The following is a 17,854-nucleotide window of genomic DNA, read 5'->3' as shown; positions in this document are numbered from 1 at the left end:
ACGGGTTCGTATGGCGCGCGTGGTGAAGGCAGGGCGTCTGGTCGCGGCGGTGGCGTCCGTGGCCCTGTTGGGCGGTGCGGTCGTCGGGTGCGGGTCCGGGGCGGGTGAGGGGAAGGCCGTGGCCGTCTCCGAGGTTCCGGTGCGGACCAGTCCGATCGCCGCGCAGCTCGTGGGGCTGCCCGCGGTGGTGGAGGGGGCGAGGATCGTCGTGGGGAAGCCGGACGCGCCGCGCACGGCGCAGGTGCTGGTGGATCCCAAGTGCGGTCACTGCGCGCGGTTCGAGGAGGCCGGCGGGGAGTCGCTGCTGAAGCTGGCGGTGGCCGGGCAGGTGAAGATCGAGTACCTGCTGGCGTCCTTCCTGGACCGGGACGGGGCGAGCGGTTCGGTCGATGCGGTGAACGCGCTGCGGGCGTCGGTGGATTCGGGGAAGTTCGCGGAGTACCACGCGGCGGTCTTCGCCAGTCAGCCGAAGGGGAGGTTCACCGACGAGCTGCTCCTGCGGATCGCGGACGGGGTGCCGGGGCTGCGCGGGGCGGAGTTCGACGCGGCGGTGAAGGAGCGGAAGTACGAGGGGTGGGTCGCCGAGGCGGAGAAGGGCTTCGAGGCGACGGGTGCGCAGGGGACGCCGATGGTGCTGGTGGAGGGGAAGCCGGTGGGGTCGAGGGACGGGTCGCTGTTCGACGCGGGGGCGTTTGCGCGGGCGCTGAGCGGCGCTGGGGTCGGGGCCTCCGCTTAGGACTCCGTCGGTCGGGCGGTCGGGCGGTCGGGCGGCCCCGTCGGGCAGGTCCGCCGGGTGGCTTCGGTGAGTGGCTGCCGTCCGTTGGCTGCGGCCGGTGCGGCCACCGGGATGGTGTGGTCCAGGGGAATCCCGGTCTTCTGTCGCGCCGTTCGGCTGTGGCGCACCGGTGCTCCGGCGCACCGGCCGGCGCACCGGCCGGAGGAGCCTCCGGAAGGGGGAAAGGCGCCCAGGGCGGGGTGAATTGATGCACGGTCAGGCGTGGTCGGATTCGAGCTAGAGTAGGCATTTCCAGCCAACATGTGTTCCCTGGGGGATCCTTGCGTCTCAAGACCGGACTCGTCGCCACTGCCGCGGCTCTGTCTACGCTGCTCGTTCCGCTCATCGCCAGCCCTGCGGCCGCGGGCAACTTGGTCAGCGATGAAAGCATCTCGACCAACGCGTACTACGGGCGCATGGCCTGGCAGTGGAGGATCAACCCCTACCGTCTCGACCCGATCGCGATCATCGCCGAGGACCGTGCGACCGACGGCTACGTCATCGGCATCCGCCTCGTCACCAGCGGCGAGAGCGGCAACCGGACCTGGGCGATGCGGACCGTGCCGACCGGTCAGACGCATTACGAGTGGCGCACGTACCTGGAAGCCGGCTGGATCGACCACGCCTACTTCCAGGTCTGCAAGATCAAGGCGACCACCGGTGCGATCGCGAGCTGCCACGACTCGAAGGTGATGCAGAACCCCTTCGACGACTCCAACATGTCGTAGGACGCGCGACGAGGGGGTGTCACCCGCATGCGGGTGACACCCCCTTTCGCATGTCCGGAACCGTCTGCCCGGGGCCGGTCGGTCCCGCTTAGGGTCGGGCCATGGACGGTGCGACGGCGGGTGGTTCGGGTGGTTCGGGCGGCCTGGGCGGGAGTGGGTTCGGCGGGGTTCCGGCGCCGTTCGCGCGGGCGCAGGTGCGGGACAACGGGGCGGCCGGGCGGGAGTTCGTCGACGCGCTGCCCGCGCGGGTGGCTTCGTTCCTGGAGCGGTGGGAGCTACGGGTGACCGGGCCCGGGATGTACGGGGTGACGGCCCTGGTGCTGCCGGTGGTGCGGGCCGACGGGACGGCGGCGGCGCTGAAGCTGCCGGCGCTGGACGAGGAGAACGCGGACGAGGCGCTCGCGCTGCGCGCGTGGGCCGGGGAGGGCTGCGTACGGCTGCTGGCGGACGACGCGGAGACCGGCACGCTGCTGCTGGAGCGCCTGGACGAGGGCCGGCCGCTGTCGGCGCTGGCCGTACGGGATTCCGGGCGTGCGGTGGAGGTGGTCGGCGGGTTGCTGGCGCGGCTGACGGCGGTCCCGGCGCCGGCCGGGCTGCGGCGGCTCGGGGACGTGGCGGCGGCGATGCTGGAGGCGGTGCCGGGGGCGCTGGAGCGGTTGGGGGAGGGGCGGGAGCGGGGGCTCGTCGCGGACTGCGCGGCGGCGCTCGCGGAGGTGGCCGGGGAGCCGGGGGACCGGCTGCTGCACTGGGACCTGCACTACGACAACGTCCTGGCGGCCGGGCGCGAGCCGTGGGTGGCCATCGATCCGAAGCCGCTGGCCGGTGATCCGGGGTTCGAGCTGCTGCCGGCGCTGGTCAACAACTTCCGGGCGCGGGAGGTGCGGTGGCGCTTCGAGTCGCTCGCGGAGGCGGTCGGGGCGGACCGGGAGCGGGCGCGGGCGTGGACGCTGGGGCGGGTGCTGCAGAACTGTCTGTGGGACGTGGCGGACGGGGACCGGCCGGCGGTGGTGCAGCTGCGGATCGCGGAGTCGCTGCTGGGGCGGGGTGGGGAGGGGGAGGGCGGCCGGCGCGGGTGCTCGTAGGGTGCAGGGCATGATCCGTAGCGCAGTCCTCAGCGACGTACCCGTCATCCAGGCCATGATCCGCGAGCTCGCGGAGTACGAGAAGGTGCCGCACGAGGCGCGCGCCACCGAGGAGCAGTTGCGGGAGGCGCTGTTCGGGGAGCGCCCGGCGGCGTTCGCGCACTTGGCGGTGACGGCGGAGGGCGAGGCGGTCGGGTTCTCGCTGTGGTTCCTCAGCTTCTCGACGTGGCGCGGGGTGCACGGGATCTACCTGGAGGACCTGTACGTCCGTCCGGGCGTGCGCGGCGGAGGTCACGGCAAGGCGCTGCTGCGGGAGTTGGCGCGGATCTGCGTGGAGCGCGGGTACGAGCGGCTGGAGTGGTCGGTCCTGAAGTGGAACGAGCCGACGATCGCCTTCTACGAGGCCCTGGGCGCGCGGCCGCAGGACGAGTGGTCGGTGTACCGGCTGACCGACGGGGCGCTGGCGGAGCTCGGGGGCGAGTAGGCGGTCCGCGCCGGTGGTCGCTCAGGGTTCCAGGACGACCTTGCCGGTGGTGGCGCGGGTTTCCAGGTCGTGGTGGGCCGCGGCGGCTGCGGCCAGGGGGTAGCGCTGGAGGGCGGGGCGCAGGCGGCCGGTGGCGGCTTCGGCGAGGGCGCGGGTTTCGAGGAGGCGCAGGGGGTCTTCGCCGCCGGCGCGGCGGAGCATGGCGGGGCCGAGGACGTGCTGCGTGGTGATGCCGCGGGCGTCGAGGCCCGCCTGCTCGGCGTCGGTGAGGTCGAGCGGGCCGCCGGACCAGCCGAAGACGAGGTGTTGGGCGCCGTCGCGGAGCAGGCCGAGGGCGGTGCGGGCGACGGCTCCGCCGACGGAGTCGAAGAGGACGGTGGCGCCGTCGGGGTGCTGGGCGCGCAGGGTGTCGGCCCAGTCCGGGGCGGTGTAGTCGAGGGCGAGGTCGGCGCCGTTGGCGGTGGCGCGGGCGGTTTTGGCGGGGCCGCCGGCGAGGGCGACGACGGTGGCTCCGGCGTGCTTGGCGTACTGGACCAGCAGGGTGCCGATGCCGCCCGCGGCGGCGGGGACCAGGGCGACGGAGCCGGGGCCGAGGTCGGCGAACTGGAGGATGCCGAGGGTGGTGCGGCCGGTGCCGATCATGGCGACGGCGGTGGCGGGGTCGAGGCCGGCCGGGACGGGGTGCAGTCGGGCGGCGTCGGCGACGGCGTACTCGGCGTAGCCGCCGGGGGCGAATCCGAGGTGGACGACGACGGTCTGTCCGAGCCATCCCGTGTCCGTGTCGGGGCCGAGCGCGTCGACGGTGCCGGCGACCTCGCGGCCGGGGACGGTCGGCAGTTCGGGCAGGGGTGCGGGCGGGCCCTGGACGCCGCGGCGCAGGGCGGTGTCGAGGAGGTGCACGCCGGCGGCGGCCACGGCGATGCGGACCTGGCCGGGTGCGGGGACGGGGCGGGGGACGGACTCGTAGGTGAGGTTCTCGGCGGGGCCGAAGGCGTGGAGGCGGACGGCGCGCATGTCGCCGGGGGCGGTCGAGGCGTGGGCCGGGGCGGTGGCCGTGGTGGTGGTCATGGGGACAGCGTCCGACCTCAAGTGGGGTTGAGGTCAAGGGTTTGTCGGTGGGGTCGGTCAGGATGGGGGGATGGCGCGAAACGGGCAGCAGCGGACGGTGAAGGCGGCGAAGCGGCCGGAGGTGCGGTTGCCGGAGCTCAGCGGGTGGGAGGACGCGGAGCTGGAGCCGGACGGGGACTACGACGGGCTGGAGTTCGTCGAGGTGGACCTGTCGGGCGGGGACGGGCGGGGGGCCCGGTTCATGGACTGTGCGCTGCGGCGGTGCGTGCTGGACGAGGCCGGGCTGGCGAAGGTACGGATCCTGGACTCGGTGCTGGACGGCGTCCGGGGGGTGGGGACGGACCTGTCGGGGGCTTCGCTGCGCGACGTGGAGCTGCTGGACGCCCGGCTGGGCGGGGTGCAGTTGCACGGGGCGGTGCTGGAGCGGGTGCTCGTGCGCGGGGGCAAGATCGACTACCTGAACCTGCGCACGGCGCGGCTCAGGGACGTGGTCTTCGAGGGGTGCGTGCTGGTGGAGCCGGACTTCGGGGGCGCGGTGCTGGAACGGGTGGAGTTCCGGGACTGCGAGGTGCGGGCGGTGGACTTCACGGGGGCGCGGATGACGGACGTGGACCTGCGGGGTGCGCGGGCCCTGGAGATCGCGCGGGGGGTGGACGCGCTGGCCGGAGCGGTGATCAGCGCGGGGCAGCTGTTCGAGCTGGCTCCGGCGATGGCTGCGCAGCTGGGGGTGCGGGTGGTTCCGTAGCGGGCGCCGTCAGGCGGGGCCGTACGGCCAGTGCGGGTCGTTCCAGCGGTCGGTGTCGGCGAGGCTGAGCAGCCGCACGGTGTGGAGGACCTCTTCGGGGGCGCCGTGGGCGCGTAGGCGTGCGGGCGCGCGGCTCGCGAGCCAGTCGGTCAGTTCCGTCCGTACGGCTTCCTCCTCGTCCTGCCAGAAGACCCATGTGGACCAGGGGAGGGCGTAGCAGAGGAGGTCCCGTTGCCAGGCGTGGACCGTGTCGGCGAGGTGCTGGTCGGCGACCGGGTGGCGGAGGGTCTCCCAGTCCGCGAGCCAGGGGCCGATGGTGCCGGAGGCTTCGGTGCACATCTGGAGGACTTCGCCTGCGGGGAGGGCGGGGTCCGGGGTGAGGAGGGTGTGGGCCCACCAGGCGTGCAGGAACTCCCCTACGGCCGTGCTCTGCGAGGCGGGCCACTGCTGCCATGCGCCGCGGTGGAACGAGAGGCCGACCCGGTCGATGTCCCACGCGTAGGCGCCGAGGCCCTCGGTCAGCTCGCGGGCGAACTGCGGCAGGACGCGGCGCAGCACGGCGCCGTGGTCGTTCCAGTCGGGGGCGGTCCAGGTGCGGTGCACGAGGTCGGGGTCGAGGTCCGTGCCGGGGAGCTTCAGCAGGGCGAGCTCTTCCGGGCCGCCCCAGTGGCAGTCGCACTGGGCCTCGCCGGCCGGGGCGGTCATCCCGCGGAAGGTGGCGGCCAGCCGGGCCAGTGCCCGGTCGAGCCGTGCGCGGGCCGCGGGGGCGGCCTCGGCCGCCGGGGTGAGGCCGGGGTCAGGGTCGGTCATGGTCGGCTGTGCCTCACGGGGACTCCAGGCTCTTCGGGCCCGAAGAGTGCGACCCTACCCGGCCGGTCGTTCCTGGCGGCCTGGCGGCCTGGCAGGCCCGGAGCCCGGCGGTCCGGCAGGCCCGCGGCGCGGCAGCCCGTGGGCCGGTGGGGCGGCCTGGCGGTCCGGCAGGCCCGGAGCCCGGCAGGCCCGCGGCGCGGCAGCCCGTGGCCCGGTGGTCCGGCCGGTTAGGCCGGGACGCGGGGGAAGCGGGACTGGAGGGTCCAGATGACCGGGTTGTCGCCCAGGCCGTCGTGCATGTCGACGAGGTCCGCGATCACGTCGTGGAGGAAGTCCCGTGCTTCGCGGCGCAGCAGGCGGTGGCTGAAGGTGAGGGGGGCCTCTTCCGACGGCATCCAGTCGGCCTCGACGTCGACCCACCCGAAGCGGCGCTCGAAGAGCATGCGGTCCGAGGACTCGGTGAAGTCGATCTCGGCGTACTGCCGGTTCGCCGCGCGGCTGCCGCGCGGGTCCTGGTCGAGCTGCTCGACGATGTCGCACAGCGCCCAGGCGAAGTCCAGTACGGGTACCCATCCCCAGGCTGTGGACACTTCCCGGTCCGCGGTGGTGTCGGCGAGGTAGACGTCCCCGCAGAACAGGTCGTGGCGCAGCGAGTGGACGTCCGCCGAGCGGTAGTCGGTCTGCGGGGGGTCGGGGAAGCGCCGGGAGAGGGAGTAGCCGATGTCGAGCACGTCCCCGATGGTGTCATGGGTGGGGCGCAGGGTGTCCCGCCCGTCCGGGAGCGGAGGGGCGTGGGGGCTCCGTGGGGGCGGTCCCGTGGGGGTACGGGCCCGCGGATCAGAGTTGCTGATGCCCCCCTGGGGTGTCGGGTTGGCCGGATTAAGCTCGGCGCGTCCGGGGGGTCGTGGCGAGAGGGGACGGGCGTGGGGGGAGCCGGGGGGCTGAGGGAGGCCGTGGTGGCCGGGGTGCTGCGGGAGCGCCACCGGCTCGCGGCCGAGCTGCACGACACCGTGACACAGGGGCTGACCAGCATGCACCTGTTGCTCGACGCCGCCGACCGGGAGTGGACGCGGGAGCCGGTCCGGGCCCGGCAGCTGGTCCGGCAGGCCGCCGCCGCGGCGCGCGAGAACCTCGCCGAGGCCCGGCGCATCATCCACGACCTGGCTCCGGTGGAGCTGGAGCGCGGGGCGGCCCTGGCCGATGTCCTGCGCGAGCTGTGTGCCGGGACGGACGGGGCCCGGTTCCGGCTGGAGGGGGAACCCCGGCCGGTGCCGGGCAGGGTCGAGGCCGCGGTGCTGCGGGCGGCCCAGGGCGCCCTGGCCAACGTACGGCGGCACGCGCGGGCGTCGGCTGTCGTGGTGACGCTGACCTACCAGCCGTACGTGCTCGCCCTGGACGTGTGGGACGACGGCGTCGGGTTCGATCCGGACGGCGGTGACGGCGGCGGTGACGCGGCCGCGCGCCCGGGTGGGGACGGGCTGCGGCTGCTGCGTCGCCGGATCGCGTACCTGGGGGGTACGGCGACCGTGGAGAGCAGTCCGGGTGGAGGAGGGACGGTGGTGTCGGTCTGCGTGCCGGTACCCGCTCCCGCACCTGCTCCCGTACCCGCTCCCGTACCGGTCCCCGGGCACGGGCAGGGCGCGAGACCGGGGGCGGGGTCGGCGTGACTCCGGTGCGGATCCTGTTGGTGGACGATCATCCCGTCGTGCGGGCGGGGCTGCGGGCGCTGCTCGGCGGGTGTCCCGAGTTCGAGGTGTGCGGTGAGGCCGCGGACGGGGGCGCCGCCCTGCGGATGGTGCGCGAGCTGGGTCCCGAGCTGGTGCTGATGGACATCCGGATGGGGCCGGGGATGTGCGGGGTGGAGACCACGCGGCGGATCGGGCGGCTGCCCGCGCCGCCGCGAGTGGTCGTGCTCAGCAGCTACGAGTCCGATGCCTACGTCGTACGGGCCGTGGAGGCGGGTGTGGCGGGGTACCTGCTGAAGGGGTCCCCGCCCGACCTGCTGTTCCAGGCGCTGCGGACGGTGGCGGCGGGGGAGTCGGCGCTGTCGCCGTCGGTGGTCTCGCGGCTGATGAGCCGGTACCGGGCGCCGAGTGCGGCGCTGACGGCCCGGGAGACCGAGATCCTGGAGCTGATCGCGACGGGCCGATCCAACCGGGAGATCGGCTCGGCCCTGTTCATCAGCGGGACGACGGTCAAGACGCACCTCGTGCACGTCTACGAGAAGCTCGGGGTGGAGAACCGTACGGCGGCCGTGCGCGCGGCCGTCGACCGGGGGCTCATCGGGCTGGGGTGACCTCCCGGAGGCAACGGCCCGGTGGGGTGGGTCAGTTCGGGTACGTGATCTGGACCGCGGTGCCGTTGTACTGCCAGAGCGGGGAGAAGACGCGCTTGCGGATCTTCCAGACGCCCGCGGACTTCACGTACTCGTCGCGGTAGCGGATGCCGCGTACGACGACGGTCTCCGGGGCGGTGGCGGTGGCCGGGTACACGAGCTGGGCGGTGGCGTGGCTGTCGCCGGTCGCGGTGTACCGGCCGGTGACGCGGACGTAGGCGTTGGCCGTGACGTGGGTGGAGTACCCCCAGGCCGCCGCGCCGTCGAGGTTGGCGACGACCGCCTCGATGCCGGACTTGACGATGCCGGCGGTGCCGTCGGGGTGGGCCATGACGGTGAGGGTGGCGTCGTCGGTGAAGAGGGTCCGGAAGACCGTCTTGTCCTTGGTGTCCACGGCGAAGAGGTAGGTCTCCAGCAGGCGGTTGATCGCCAGCTCGTCCTCCGCCGAACCGGCCGGGCCGTAGCCGAAGGAGGCGGTCGAGAGCTCATCGGACGCGGTGGCGGCGGTCGCGGCGGCGGGCGTCGCGGTAGCGAGGGCACCGAGCCCGGCTACGGCGGCGCCGGTGCCCAGCATGGTGAGCATGCGGCGGCGTTCCGGGGCGAAATCGGTGGTCGGCATGGCGGGTTCCTCTCGACACGGCTGGTGGCGCCCGGGCCTGCTCGGGGCGGTCCGGGCACTGACGAGCCTGTCGTGTCGCCGCCCGCGGGGGATCGGCGCGGCGTACGAGCGCGATCTCGTACGGATGGACGATGCCGTGCGGAGCCCCGCGGTGCCCGGCGGTGCACGGTGGCGCCGGTGCCGGGCTCTCGCGGGGTGCTCAGGGCAGGAGGCGTTGCTCCTTGGCCACCGAGACCGCGCCCGCGCGGGTGTCGACGCCGAGCTTGTCGTAGATGCGGCCCAGGTGGGTCTTGACCGTGGCCTCGCTGATGAAGAGGGCGCGGGCGATGTCGCGGTTGCCGAGGCCGCGGGCGAGCTGGCCGAGGATGTCGAGCTCGCGGTCGGTCAGGGTGGGCCGGTTGCCGCCGCGCATGTGGGCCATCACGCGGCTGGCCACGGGCGCGGAGAGCGTGGTGCGGCCCTGGGCGGCGGAGTGGATCGCGGCGAACAGCTCCTCGGGGCGTTCCGCCTTGAGGAGGTAGCCCGTGGCGCCCGCGCCGATGGCCCGGGTGATGTCCGCGTCGGTGTCGTACGTGGTCAGGACCAGGACGTGCGGGGGTTTCGGGGCGGCGGTGATGCGGCGGGTGGCCTCCACGCCGTCGATGCCCTCGCCGAGCTGGAGGTCCATCAGGACCACGTCGGGGCGGAGTTTGGCCGCGAGCGCGACCGCCTCCTCGCCGCTGCCCGCCTCGCCGAGCACCTCGATGTCCGGCTCGCTGCCGAGCAGGGCCAGCAGGCCGGCGCGGACGACGACGTGGTCGTCGCAGAGCAGGATCGTGGTCGCCGCCTTGGGGGCGGGGGCGCTCTCGTCGGGGGCCGCCTCCCTGGGGTCGGGGGTCGTGGCGGCCGGGTTCTCGTTCGTGGTCACGGGGTGGACTCCAGGGGGATCGACGCCGACAGGACCGTGCCCTCGCCCGCGGTGGATTCGATGGTCAGGGTGCCGCCGAGCTGGCGGACGCGGGCGCGCATCGCGGGGAGGCCGTGGCCGCGTTCCCCCGCGGTGGAGCGGGTCGGGGTGAAGCCGTGGCCGTCGTCGGCGACGTCCAGGACGACCTGGTCGCCCAGGAAGCTCAGCGTGAGGGCCGCGGTACGGGCCCCCGAGTGCTCCCTCACGTTCGCCAGCGCACCCTGTGCTATGCGCAGCAGCGCCTGCTCCGCGCGGTCGGGGAGGGGGACCGGGGCGCCCTCCAGGTGGAAGCGGACCTCGGTCTCGGGGCCCGCGTCCAGCGCGCGCAGGGCGCCCGGGAGGCCGGCGCCGTCGGCGAGTTCGGCCGGCGCGAGGTCGTGCACCAGGCGGCGGGCCTCGGCGAGGCCGCGTGCGGTGATCTCGGTGGCGGTGCGGACGTGCGCGCGGGCGGTGCCGGGCTGGGTGTCCCAGGTGCGTTCGGCTGCCTGGAGGAGCATCTGCTGGCTGGACAGGTGCTGGGCCAGGGTGTCGTGGATCTCCATCGAGAGGCGCTGGCGTTCGGCGAGGGTGCCGGCGCGGCGTTCGGTGGCGGCCAGTTCGCGGCGGGTGCGGATCAGGTCGTCGATCAGGGTGCGCTGGGCTGACGCCTGCCGCTCCATGTGGACGAAGACGGCGGTGGCGAGGGCGGCGACGGCGGGCGGGGCGAGGAGGAGGTTGGGGTCGAAGGGTTCGCCCGAGCCGGAGGTCTGCGCGAGGCGGAGCTGGGCCGCGACGACGAACACGGTGAGCAGGGCCACGAGGACGACGGCCGCGCGGGGCGGGAGGGTGCGCAGGGCCGTGTAGAAGAGCGGGACGGCGCACCAGGCGAAGCTCGGCGCGAGGACGACGAGGACCACCCAGACGGTGACGACCACGCCGAGCCACAGGAGGCGGCGCAGGGTGGGGGCGGCGCCGAGGGCGGGGCCGAGTACGTAGAGCAGGGCCAGGGTGATGCCGAGGGCGATGATCCACGGGGTGCGGGGTTCGTCGGGGTGGCGGAGGAGGAAGCGGGCCACGGAGGCGCCGAGGAGGAGGAAGAACGCGGTGTGCATGACCGTGGCGAGGGCGCGGGTGTCTTGGTGGGGGGTGGTGGTCACCGGGCTCGGGCTCGGTGGGGCCGCGGGGGCCGTCGGGGCGGCCGGGGGCGGGGGTGCCGGGCTCGGTGGGGGCGCGCTGGTCACGGGGTGCTCCTGGGGGTGGTGCGTATGTCCATGGTGCCGGGTTGGTGGGTGGTGCGGGTGGGTGGCGCTGCGCGGGCAAGTCCCCTACCCGCCCTTCCACCGTTCCCCGGGCCGGCCCGGACCCGGTCCTCAAGCGCCGGACGGGCTGGAGGGGGTACCGGGCTGCGCCCGGACCCTGCTGGGCCGGACCCCGCTGGGCTCGGCCCCCCTGGGGTTCCGCCCCGGGCGCCGGTTCTCAAGTGCCGGACGGTCGGGTGGGTCCCGGACGGCTGGATGGACCCCGCGCGGCTGGATCGGGCTGCGGGAAGGGCCAGGTAAGCGTCCTGCGGGGGGTCGCCGCATCAGCCGATCGGTTGACCCTGGGGTCAGCCGGTGGGGGGCGGGTTCCGAGCCGGTACGGGGACGGGGTGGTGGGGGTGGGCGGGAGAGGCTTGGAGCAACGGCAGAACAGCCCGCCGAGCCGACGTTCACAGGAGCAGCAGACATGAACACCCGCACCCGCGTTCTCACCGGTACCGCCGTCGCCGTCGCCCTCGGCGCCGGAGCCTTCGGTGCGGTCAGCGCCAGCGCCGCCCCGGCCTCCGCCCCGGTCGCGGCCCCGGCCGCCGTCGCGAAGAAGGACGGCGGCAAGAAGAACTTCACCACCTCCACGCACCTCACCATCGACGCCGCCACCCGCGCCGCCCAGGCCGCGCTGGACGCCGCCGAGAGCGAGAACCAGAAGGTGACCGTCGCCGTCGTCGACCGCAACGGCAACACCATCGTCACGCTGCGCGGCGACGGCGCGGGCCCGCAGTCCTACGAGTCGGCGCAGCGCAAGGCCTACACCGCCGTGTCCTGGAACGCCCCGACCTCGGTGCTCGCCGGCCGCCTCGCGCAGACCCCGAACCTGAAGGACATCCCCGGCACCCTCTTCCTCGGCGGCGGCACCCCCGTCCAGGCCGACGGCGCCCCGGTCGCGGGTGTCGGCGTGGCCGGCGCCCCGAGCGGTGACCTGGACGAGAAGTTCGCCAAGGCCGGCGTGGACGCCCTCAACAAGTAGCAGCGCCGAGGAAGAGCGGCGGAGCGCCGAGTAGCGGCAGCTTCGAGCAGCGCGTCGCGGGACGTAGTCTCGAACGCGTGGATCAACGCGCACTCTCCCGCCTGGCCGCCCCCGCCGTCGCCGCCCTGCTCGCCCTCACCACGGGCTGCACGGGGGAGACCGTGCAGGGGCGGCCGGGTGCGTCGGGGGTGCGCGACCCGTACTTCCCCAAGGCCGGCAACGGCGGCTACCAGGTCGAGCACTACTCCCTGGACCTCGACTACGACCCGGCCGACGGGCGGCTGCACGCCACCGCCGTCATCACCGCCCGTGCCGAGCAGGGGCTCAGCTCCTTCAACCTCGACCTCAGCGGGCTCCAGGTGGAGGGCGTGAGCGTGCAGGGCGCCGGGGCCCGCTTCAACCGCTCCGGCAACGAGCTGACGGTGCGCCCCGCCGAGGACCTGGAGCGCGGGGAGGTCTTCCGTACGGAGGTCGACTACTCCGGCCGGCCCAAGGCCGTCACCGACCCCGACGGGTCCCGGGAGGGGTGGATCGTCACCCCGGGCGGCAAGGGCGCGGTCGGCGTCGGCGAACCCGTCGGGTCGATGGCCTGGTTCCCGGGGAACCACCACCCGAGCGACAAGGCCACGTACGACATCACGGTGACCGTCCCGCGCGGGTACGAGGCCGTGTCCAACGGCGAGCTGCGCTCCCGCACGGAGGAGGACGACGGGCGGACCGTCTTCGCCTGGCACTCGGCGGAGCCGATGGCGAGCTACCTGGCGACCGTGGCCGTCGGGAAGTTCGCGGTGACGACGGGGCGGACCGCCTCCGGGATCCCCGTGTACACGGCCGTCTCGCCCGGGGAGGCGAAGGCGAGCGGGGCCGCGCTCGCGCGGCTGCCCGAGATGGTGGAGTGGGGCATCGGGCGGTTCGGCCCGTACCCCTTCTCCGCGACGGGCGCCATCGTGCTGCCCGCGCACAGCCTCGGCTACGCGCTGGAGACGCAGACCCGGCCGGTGTTCCCGGGGGCGCCCGACAGCGAGGAACTGGTGGTGCACGAGCTGGCGCACCAGTGGTTCGGGGACTCGGTGTCGCCGAAGTCCTGGAAGGACATGTGGCTCAACGAGGGTTTCGCGACCTACGCCCAGTGGCTGTGGACCGAGGACCACGGCGGTCCGAGCGCGCAGGAGCACTTCGACGCCTACCTCGCGGGGGACACGCGTGTCGACGCCGAGGCGGGCTCGGACTGGGGGGCCTTCCCGCCGGCCGCCCCGCGGAGCCCGAAGGAGATCTCCGGGTCCCCGGTGTACGGGCGCGGGGCGATGGTCCTGCAACGGATCCGGCAGGAGGTCGGCGACGCGAAGTTCTTCGCCCTCGTACGGGGCTGGGCCGCCGACCACCGGCACGGGAACGCGAGCACGGCCGATTTCACCGCCTACGCGGAGGAGAAGACGGGCCGTGACCTGACGGAGGTCTGGGACGTGTGGCTGTACGGGAAGGACAGCCCGAAGGCGTCGAAGCCGTGAGTCCCCCGCCCGCCTACAGCGCCTTGCGCAGGACCGTGCAGGGGCGGCCCATCTCGCGGTCGGCGGCCCGGCGCAGGGTGACGTAGCCCTGGGACTGCCAGAAGGCGAGGGCCTTCTCGTTGGCGTCGAGCACGGCGATCCGTACGCCCGACCGTCCCGCGTCGCGGAAGCGGTCCTCGACCATGGCGACGACGGCGCGGCCGTATCCCTCGCGGTGCGCGGTGGCGTCGATGAGCAGGAGGCCGATCCACGGGTCGGGGTCCTCGGACGCCGGGTCCGGGTGATGGGCGAGGGTGGCGGCCAGGCCTACGAGGCGTCCGGCGGAGCGGGCGAGGAGGACCTCGGCGCCTTCGCGCGCGAGCTCGTCCGCGAGGGCGGCGGCGACCTGTTCGACCGTGATGCGGCCGGGGTCGGGGAAATCTCCGCTGAGCTCGAAGAACGCGTGGTTGGTCGCGTAGAGCGTGGCGATTTCGGTGAGGACCGGGCCCGGTAGGGCGCCGTCCTCGACGGGGGCGAGCGGCAGGAGGATCACGTACCGAACGGTAGCGAAGCCCCCTCCCCGGACGGCCGGGAGGGGGCTTCAGCTGAGTCGCGTCCTGGGACGCGGGCGCTCAGGGTCAGACGTTGACGCCGAAGTCCTGGGCGATGCCGGTCAGGCCGGAGGCGTAACCCTGGCCCACGGCGCGGAACTTCCACTCGGCGCCGTTGCGGTAGAGCTCGCCGAAGACCATGGCGGTCTCGGTCGCCGCGTCCTCGGAGAGGTCGTAGCGGGCGATCTCGACGCCGCCGGCCTGGTTCACGACGCGGATGTACGCGTTGCGGACCTGGCCGAAGTTCTGGCTGCGGGTCTCGGCGTCGTAGATGGAGACCGGGAAGACGATCTTGTCCACGTCGGCCGGCAGGCCGGCGAGGTTGACGTTGATGGCTTCGTCGTCGCCCGCGCCCTCGCCGGTGCGGTTGTCACCGGTGTGCACGATGGTCTGGTCCGGGGTGGACTTGTTGTTGAAGAAGACGAAGTGGCCGTCGGAGACGACCTTGCCGAGCGCGTTGACCGCGATGGCGGAGGCGTCCAGGTCGAAGTCGACACCGGTGGTCGTGCGGGTGTCCCAGCCGAGGCCGACCGTGACGGCCGCGAGGCCCGGGGCCTCCTTGCTGAGCGAGACGTTTCCGCCCTTGGAGAGGCTTACTGCCATGGTGACTGGTGTCCCTTCCTAGTCTCACTTGGTCTCACTTGTCGTATGGACCGTGAGAGTGCCCAAGTTACCGCTGACCTCCATAACGCGGGGAGAGGGGCGCCAGGTTCCGCATTCCGGGAAATGTCCGCGATGCGGGCGGAAATGCGGGTGACGGGGGCCCGGCGGGCACGGATCATAGGGGGCATGCCTGGTCCCTATGTCATCCGCGGTTCGGTCGTGCTCCCCGAGGGCGAGCTCGCCTGGCGTTTTTCGCGGTCCTCCGGGCCGGGCGGCCAGCACGTGAACACCTCGGACTCGCGCGTGGAGCTGCTCTTCGACGTCGCGGCGACGAAGTCGCTTCCCGACGTGTGGAAGGAGCGGGCGCTGGAGCGCCTCGCGTCCCGGCTGGTCGACGGGGTGGTGACGGTACGGGCCTCCGAGCACCGCTCCCAGTTCCGCAACCGCGAGATGGCGCTGGTCCGGCTGACCGCGCTGCTGGCCGAGGCGACGGCGCCGCCGCCGAAGGCGCGCCGGGCGACGAAGATCCCCCGGGGCATCAACGAGCGGCGGCTGCGCGAGAAGAAGGCCCGCGGCGAGACCAAGCGGGGACGCAACGCGCGCGACTGGTGACGCCGGGCCGGGTGGCGGGGGACCGCCCCGGGCTGCCGCGGCCCCGGCCTGCCCCACCCCGGCCGCTCCGGGCTCAGGGCGCCAGGTGCCGGTAGCGCCCCCGGAAGTACGTCAGCGGCGGGGAGTCCGGCGCCGGCTGGCCGGCGGTGAGGACGTGGCCGATGACCAGGGTGTGGTCGCCCGCCTCGACGCGGTTCTCCGTACGGCACTCCAGGGTGGCCAGCGCCCCCGACAGCAGCGGGGCTCCGGAGACGCCGCCGCGGGTATAGGGGAGGTCCGCGAAGAGCAGCCGGTCGCTGATGCGGTTCTTCATCGAGAACCGGCTGGCGATCTGGACCTGGTGGTCGGCGAGTACCGACACCGCCCACAGCGGCTGCTCGGCCAGCAGGTCGTCCATCCGGGAGCCCTCGCGCACGCTGACGAGGACCAGGGGCGGGTCCAGGGACACGGACATGAAGGCGGTCGCCGTCATGCCGACGTCCTCGCCGCGGCTGCCGGCCGACAGCGGGGGTTCCTCTGCGGTGATCAGGCACACGCCCGCGGTCAGTCGGGACATCGCGGCCCGGAACTCGTCGTTGCTCACTCCCACAGCATGCGGTGCGGGTACGGAAAGTGGTGTCACGGGGGTCGTAGAGGGCACGGTCGGGACGCTACTGTCACCCCTCGCGCGGCGCATCGGGCGCAGGGCGGAGCCGCTCCCCGGCCCGTCGACCTAGGCCGCCCTAGGGCCGGGCGTATCGTTTGCTTCCGGGAACGGGTCGGGTGAACTTGCCGGAACCGGCCCGTGCGGAGCGACGCGGCGGTCACCTATATTCATCTCATGTGACTTGAGTCACAGAGAGCAAGATTTGTTGACCCTGTGTACCTGCCGCACAGCTCACTGTGATTCAGTGGACGGGACACCGCAACGAAGCGCCGATGACAAACCTGGAGTTGCTGTCGAGGTCTCGGGGAGAGCGAGCAATGGAGACCGAGTCGGAGCCGTACGTCCGTCTTGCGACCCTGCGGCAGCTGCACCGGGTGGTGGCCGAGCTCAATACGGCCCGGAGCCTGGCGGACACCCTGCAGACCGTCGTGGACGGCATCGTCCTGGGTCTCGGCTACGAACTCGCCTGTGTCAACCTCGTTCGCCCCGACGGTGATCTGGTCGTCGCCGCCTTCGCGGGCGACCCCGCCGCCGAAGCCCTGATCACCGGCCGCGTCGGCTCGCGAGCCTCCTGGGAACGCCGTCTGACGATGGGCGAGAACTGGGACGGGCTGCGCTTCATCCCGCACACCGAGGGCTGGGTCCTCGTCGAGGACGACGTCCCGCAGTGGCACACCGAGGGCCCCGACCCGCGGTTCGAGGACGAGTGGCACCCCGAGGACCGGCTCTACGCACCCATGTACGCCTCCGGCGGCGAGCTGCTGGGCGTGGTCTCCGTGGACCGCCCGCGCAACGGACGCCGGCCCGGCGCCTGGGGCCGCGAAGCGCTCCAGATGTATGCCTTCCAGGCCGCGATTGCCATCAGCAACGCCCGGCTCCGCGCGAACATGCAGCGGGCCCTGGTGCGGCTGGAACGTGAACAGCAGGCCCTGCGGGCCAGTGAAGAGTCGTTCCGCCAGGCCTTCGAGTACGCCCCGAGCGGCATGGCGATCGCCGAGATGGGCGGCGACCAGCACGGCCGCCTGCTGCGCACCAACGACGCGCTGTGCCGGCTGCTGGGACGGCCCGCCTCCGTGCTGCGCCGGTACTCCTTCTCCGACCTCGTGCACCCCGAGGACATCGGCACCCTGCTGCGCACCTCCGCCGAGGGCGGCCGCGCCGAGCTGAGGCTGGGGCGGCGCGACGGTACGTACGTCTGGGTCTCGCTGCGCAATTCCGTCGTCGCCGACGCCGCCGACGGGCCGCGCTTCCTGCTCACCCACGTCGAGGACATCGAGGAGCGCAAGCGGCACGAGCTGCAGCTCGCCCACCGCGCCAGCCACGACTCGCTGACCGGCCTGCCCAACAGCGCCGAGCTGCGCTCCCGGCTCGGGGCCCGGCTCTGTCGCCGCCCGCAGTCGGTGCGCGCCACCGCCGTGGAGGCGCTGGACGCGGCCTTCGAGACCCGGCCCTCGGTGGAAGGCGGCCCCGGCCGGCACGGCGAGCACGGGTTCCGGCCCGACGGCTTTCCCGAGCCCTTCGAGTTCCCCGGCGGCATGGGCGGCCCCGGTGGGCAGGGCGGCGGATCGGCCGCGGGGGGTCCGTACGACCACCACGTGCACACGGTCGCGCCGGCGACCGACATCGACGACGGTACGAAGGGGCTCGCGGTGCTCTTCTGCGACCTCGACGGGTTCAAGTCGATCAACGACCGGTTCGGCCACCACACCGGTGACGCGGTCCTCATCGAGGTGGCCCGGCGGCTGACGACCGGGGTCCGGGACGGGGACACGGTGGCCCGGCTGGGCGGTGACGAGTTCGTCGTCCTCGCCGACGGGCTGGGCGCCGCCGACGCCGCCGACCTCGCCGTGCGGCTGCGCAACGCCATCATCCCGCCGATCCGGGTGGACGGCCGGGCGGTCCGCGTGGGAGCCAGTTTCGGCATCGGCTGGGCGAGCTGCGGCATGTCGGCCGACGAGGTGCTGCGCTCCGCCGACCAGCGCATGTACATCGAGAAGCGCTCCCGTTCGAAGGCGCACCGCAGGGCCGGGTAAGCTCTCGG

20 protein-coding genes are annotated in these 17,854 nt (G+C 73.7%); 11 read left to right on the top strand and 9 right to left on the bottom strand.

What is annotated here, in order from left to right; translation table 11 throughout:
- Positions 1-10: 10 nt before the first annotated feature.
- From ACFYYB_RS38725 to ACFYYB_RS38710, 4 genes are all read left to right on the top strand, one after another.
- A complete protein-coding gene (locus ACFYYB_RS38725) occupies positions 11-736 on the top strand; it encodes a DsbA family protein (RefSeq protein WP_389442754.1) in 726 nt (241 codons plus the stop codon).
- Positions 737-1,056: 320 nt separating this feature from the next.
- Positions 1,057-1,503 carry a hypothetical protein gene (locus ACFYYB_RS38720; protein ID WP_389442752.1) on the top strand — a complete coding sequence of 149 codons (447 nt, stop codon included), beginning with the start codon at positions 1,057-1,059 and terminating at the stop codon, positions 1,501-1,503.
- A 143-nt stretch (positions 1,504-1,646) separates the two neighbouring features.
- Positions 1,647-2,585 (top strand): aminoglycoside phosphotransferase family protein, encoded by a 939-nt coding sequence (locus ACFYYB_RS38715; protein ID WP_389442926.1) that lies wholly within the window; start codon positions 1,647-1,649, stop codon positions 2,583-2,585.
- Positions 2,586-2,595: 10 nt separating this feature from the next.
- The gene (locus ACFYYB_RS38710) at positions 2,596-3,069 is read left to right on the top strand and encodes a GNAT family N-acetyltransferase (RefSeq protein ID WP_327306005.1); all 474 of its coding nucleotides are present in this window, start codon (positions 2,596-2,598) and stop codon (positions 3,067-3,069) included.
- A 21-nt stretch (positions 3,070-3,090) separates the two neighbouring features.
- Here the strand turns inward: ACFYYB_RS38710 and ACFYYB_RS38705 are convergent, their stop codons facing one another.
- Positions 3,091-4,083, bottom strand: a complete 993-nt coding sequence (locus ACFYYB_RS38705) for a zinc-binding dehydrogenase (protein ID WP_389442924.1) — start codon at positions 4,081-4,083, stop codon at positions 3,091-3,093.
- Positions 4,084-4,207: 124 nt separating this feature from the next.
- Here ACFYYB_RS38705 and ACFYYB_RS38700 point away from each other — a divergent pair, with 124 nt between their 5' ends.
- Entirely contained in the window at positions 4,208-4,882 is a 675-nt protein-coding gene (locus tag ACFYYB_RS38700; RefSeq protein ID WP_389442750.1) for a pentapeptide repeat-containing protein, read from the top strand.
- A gap of 9 nt (positions 4,883-4,891) precedes the next feature.
- Here the strand turns inward: ACFYYB_RS38700 and ACFYYB_RS38695 are convergent, their stop codons facing one another.
- Positions 4,892-5,692, bottom strand: coding sequence for a hypothetical protein (locus ACFYYB_RS38695; protein ID WP_389442748.1), 801 nt, complete (start codon positions 5,690-5,692; stop codon positions 4,892-4,894).
- Positions 5,693-5,919: 227 nt separating this feature from the next.
- Entirely contained in the window at positions 5,920-6,423 is a 504-nt protein-coding gene (locus ACFYYB_RS38690) for a hypothetical protein (RefSeq protein WP_389442746.1), read from the bottom strand.
- Between the two features lie 192 nt (positions 6,424-6,615).
- Here ACFYYB_RS38690 and ACFYYB_RS38685 point away from each other — a divergent pair, with 192 nt between their 5' ends.
- Together ACFYYB_RS38685 and ACFYYB_RS38680 are read left to right on the top strand one after the other, a co-directional pair.
- The gene (locus tag ACFYYB_RS38685) at positions 6,616-7,359 is read left to right on the top strand and encodes a sensor histidine kinase (RefSeq protein WP_389442744.1); all 744 of its coding nucleotides are present in this window, start codon (positions 6,616-6,618) and stop codon (positions 7,357-7,359) included.
- A 20-nt stretch (positions 7,360-7,379) separates the two neighbouring features.
- Positions 7,380-7,988 (top strand): response regulator transcription factor, encoded by a 609-nt coding sequence (locus tag ACFYYB_RS38680; RefSeq protein WP_327306010.1) that lies wholly within the window; start codon positions 7,380-7,382, stop codon positions 7,986-7,988.
- Positions 7,989-8,019: 31 nt separating this feature from the next.
- Here ACFYYB_RS38680 and ACFYYB_RS38675 read toward each other — a convergent pair whose 3' ends face one another.
- The 3 genes from ACFYYB_RS38675 to ACFYYB_RS38665 form a co-directional block, all read right to left on the bottom strand.
- Complete coding sequence (locus ACFYYB_RS38675; protein WP_389442742.1) at positions 8,020-8,646, bottom strand: nuclear transport factor 2 family protein; 627 nt, start codon at positions 8,644-8,646, stop codon at positions 8,020-8,022.
- A gap of 199 nt (positions 8,647-8,845) precedes the next feature.
- Positions 8,846-9,460 carry a response regulator gene (locus ACFYYB_RS38670; protein ID WP_389442922.1) on the bottom strand — a complete coding sequence of 205 codons (615 nt, stop codon included), beginning with the start codon at positions 9,458-9,460 and terminating at the stop codon, positions 8,846-8,848.
- Between the two features lie 89 nt (positions 9,461-9,549).
- Positions 9,550-10,683 (bottom strand): sensor histidine kinase, encoded by a 1,134-nt coding sequence (locus tag ACFYYB_RS38665; RefSeq protein ID WP_389442920.1) that lies wholly within the window; start codon positions 10,681-10,683, stop codon positions 9,550-9,552.
- Between the two features lie 613 nt (positions 10,684-11,296).
- Here ACFYYB_RS38665 and ACFYYB_RS38660 point away from each other — a divergent pair.
- On the top strand, positions 11,297-11,854 hold the full coding sequence (locus ACFYYB_RS38660) for a heme-binding protein (RefSeq protein WP_389442740.1): 558 nt from the start codon (positions 11,297-11,299) through the stop codon (positions 11,852-11,854).
- Positions 11,855-11,931: 77 nt separating this feature from the next.
- A complete protein-coding gene (locus ACFYYB_RS38655) occupies positions 11,932-13,362 on the top strand; it encodes a M1 family metallopeptidase (protein ID WP_389442738.1) in 1,431 nt (476 codons plus the stop codon).
- Between the two features lie 13 nt (positions 13,363-13,375).
- On the opposite strand, the gene ACFYYB_RS38650 is transcribed toward ACFYYB_RS38655, so the two are convergent.
- A complete protein-coding gene (locus ACFYYB_RS38650; RefSeq protein WP_389442735.1) occupies positions 13,376-13,894 on the bottom strand; it encodes a GNAT family N-acetyltransferase in 519 nt (172 codons plus the stop codon).
- Between the two features lie 85 nt (positions 13,895-13,979).
- Positions 13,980-14,555: a TerD family protein gene (locus ACFYYB_RS38645; protein WP_250744549.1), complete on the bottom strand. Its 576-nt coding sequence runs from the start codon at positions 14,553-14,555 to the stop codon at positions 13,980-13,982.
- Between the two features lie 186 nt (positions 14,556-14,741).
- Between ACFYYB_RS38645 and arfB the strand changes: the two genes are divergently transcribed.
- Positions 14,742-15,167 carry an alternative ribosome rescue aminoacyl-tRNA hydrolase ArfB gene (arfB, locus tag ACFYYB_RS38640; protein ID WP_243339524.1) on the top strand — a complete coding sequence of 142 codons (426 nt, stop codon included), beginning with the start codon at positions 14,742-14,744 and terminating at the stop codon, positions 15,165-15,167.
- Positions 15,168-15,240: 73 nt separating this feature from the next.
- On the opposite strand, the gene ACFYYB_RS38635 is transcribed toward arfB, so the two are convergent.
- Complete coding sequence (locus tag ACFYYB_RS38635; protein WP_389442731.1) at positions 15,241-15,843, bottom strand: flavin reductase family protein; 603 nt, start codon at positions 15,841-15,843, stop codon at positions 15,241-15,243.
- A 287-nt stretch (positions 15,844-16,130) separates the two neighbouring features.
- On the opposite strand from ACFYYB_RS38635, the gene cdgB reads away from it, so the two are divergent.
- A complete protein-coding gene (gene cdgB, locus ACFYYB_RS38630) occupies positions 16,131-17,846 on the top strand; it encodes a diguanylate cyclase CdgB (protein ID WP_389442729.1) in 1,716 nt (571 codons plus the stop codon).
- Positions 17,847-17,854 lie beyond the last annotated feature (8 nt).

It is taken from the genome of Streptomyces sp. NPDC002886 (genome assembly GCF_042888445.1).
Classification (GTDB): Bacteria; Actinomycetota; Actinomycetes; order Streptomycetales; family Streptomycetaceae; genus Streptomyces.
This window is presented reverse-complemented; position numbering and strand designations above follow the sequence as displayed.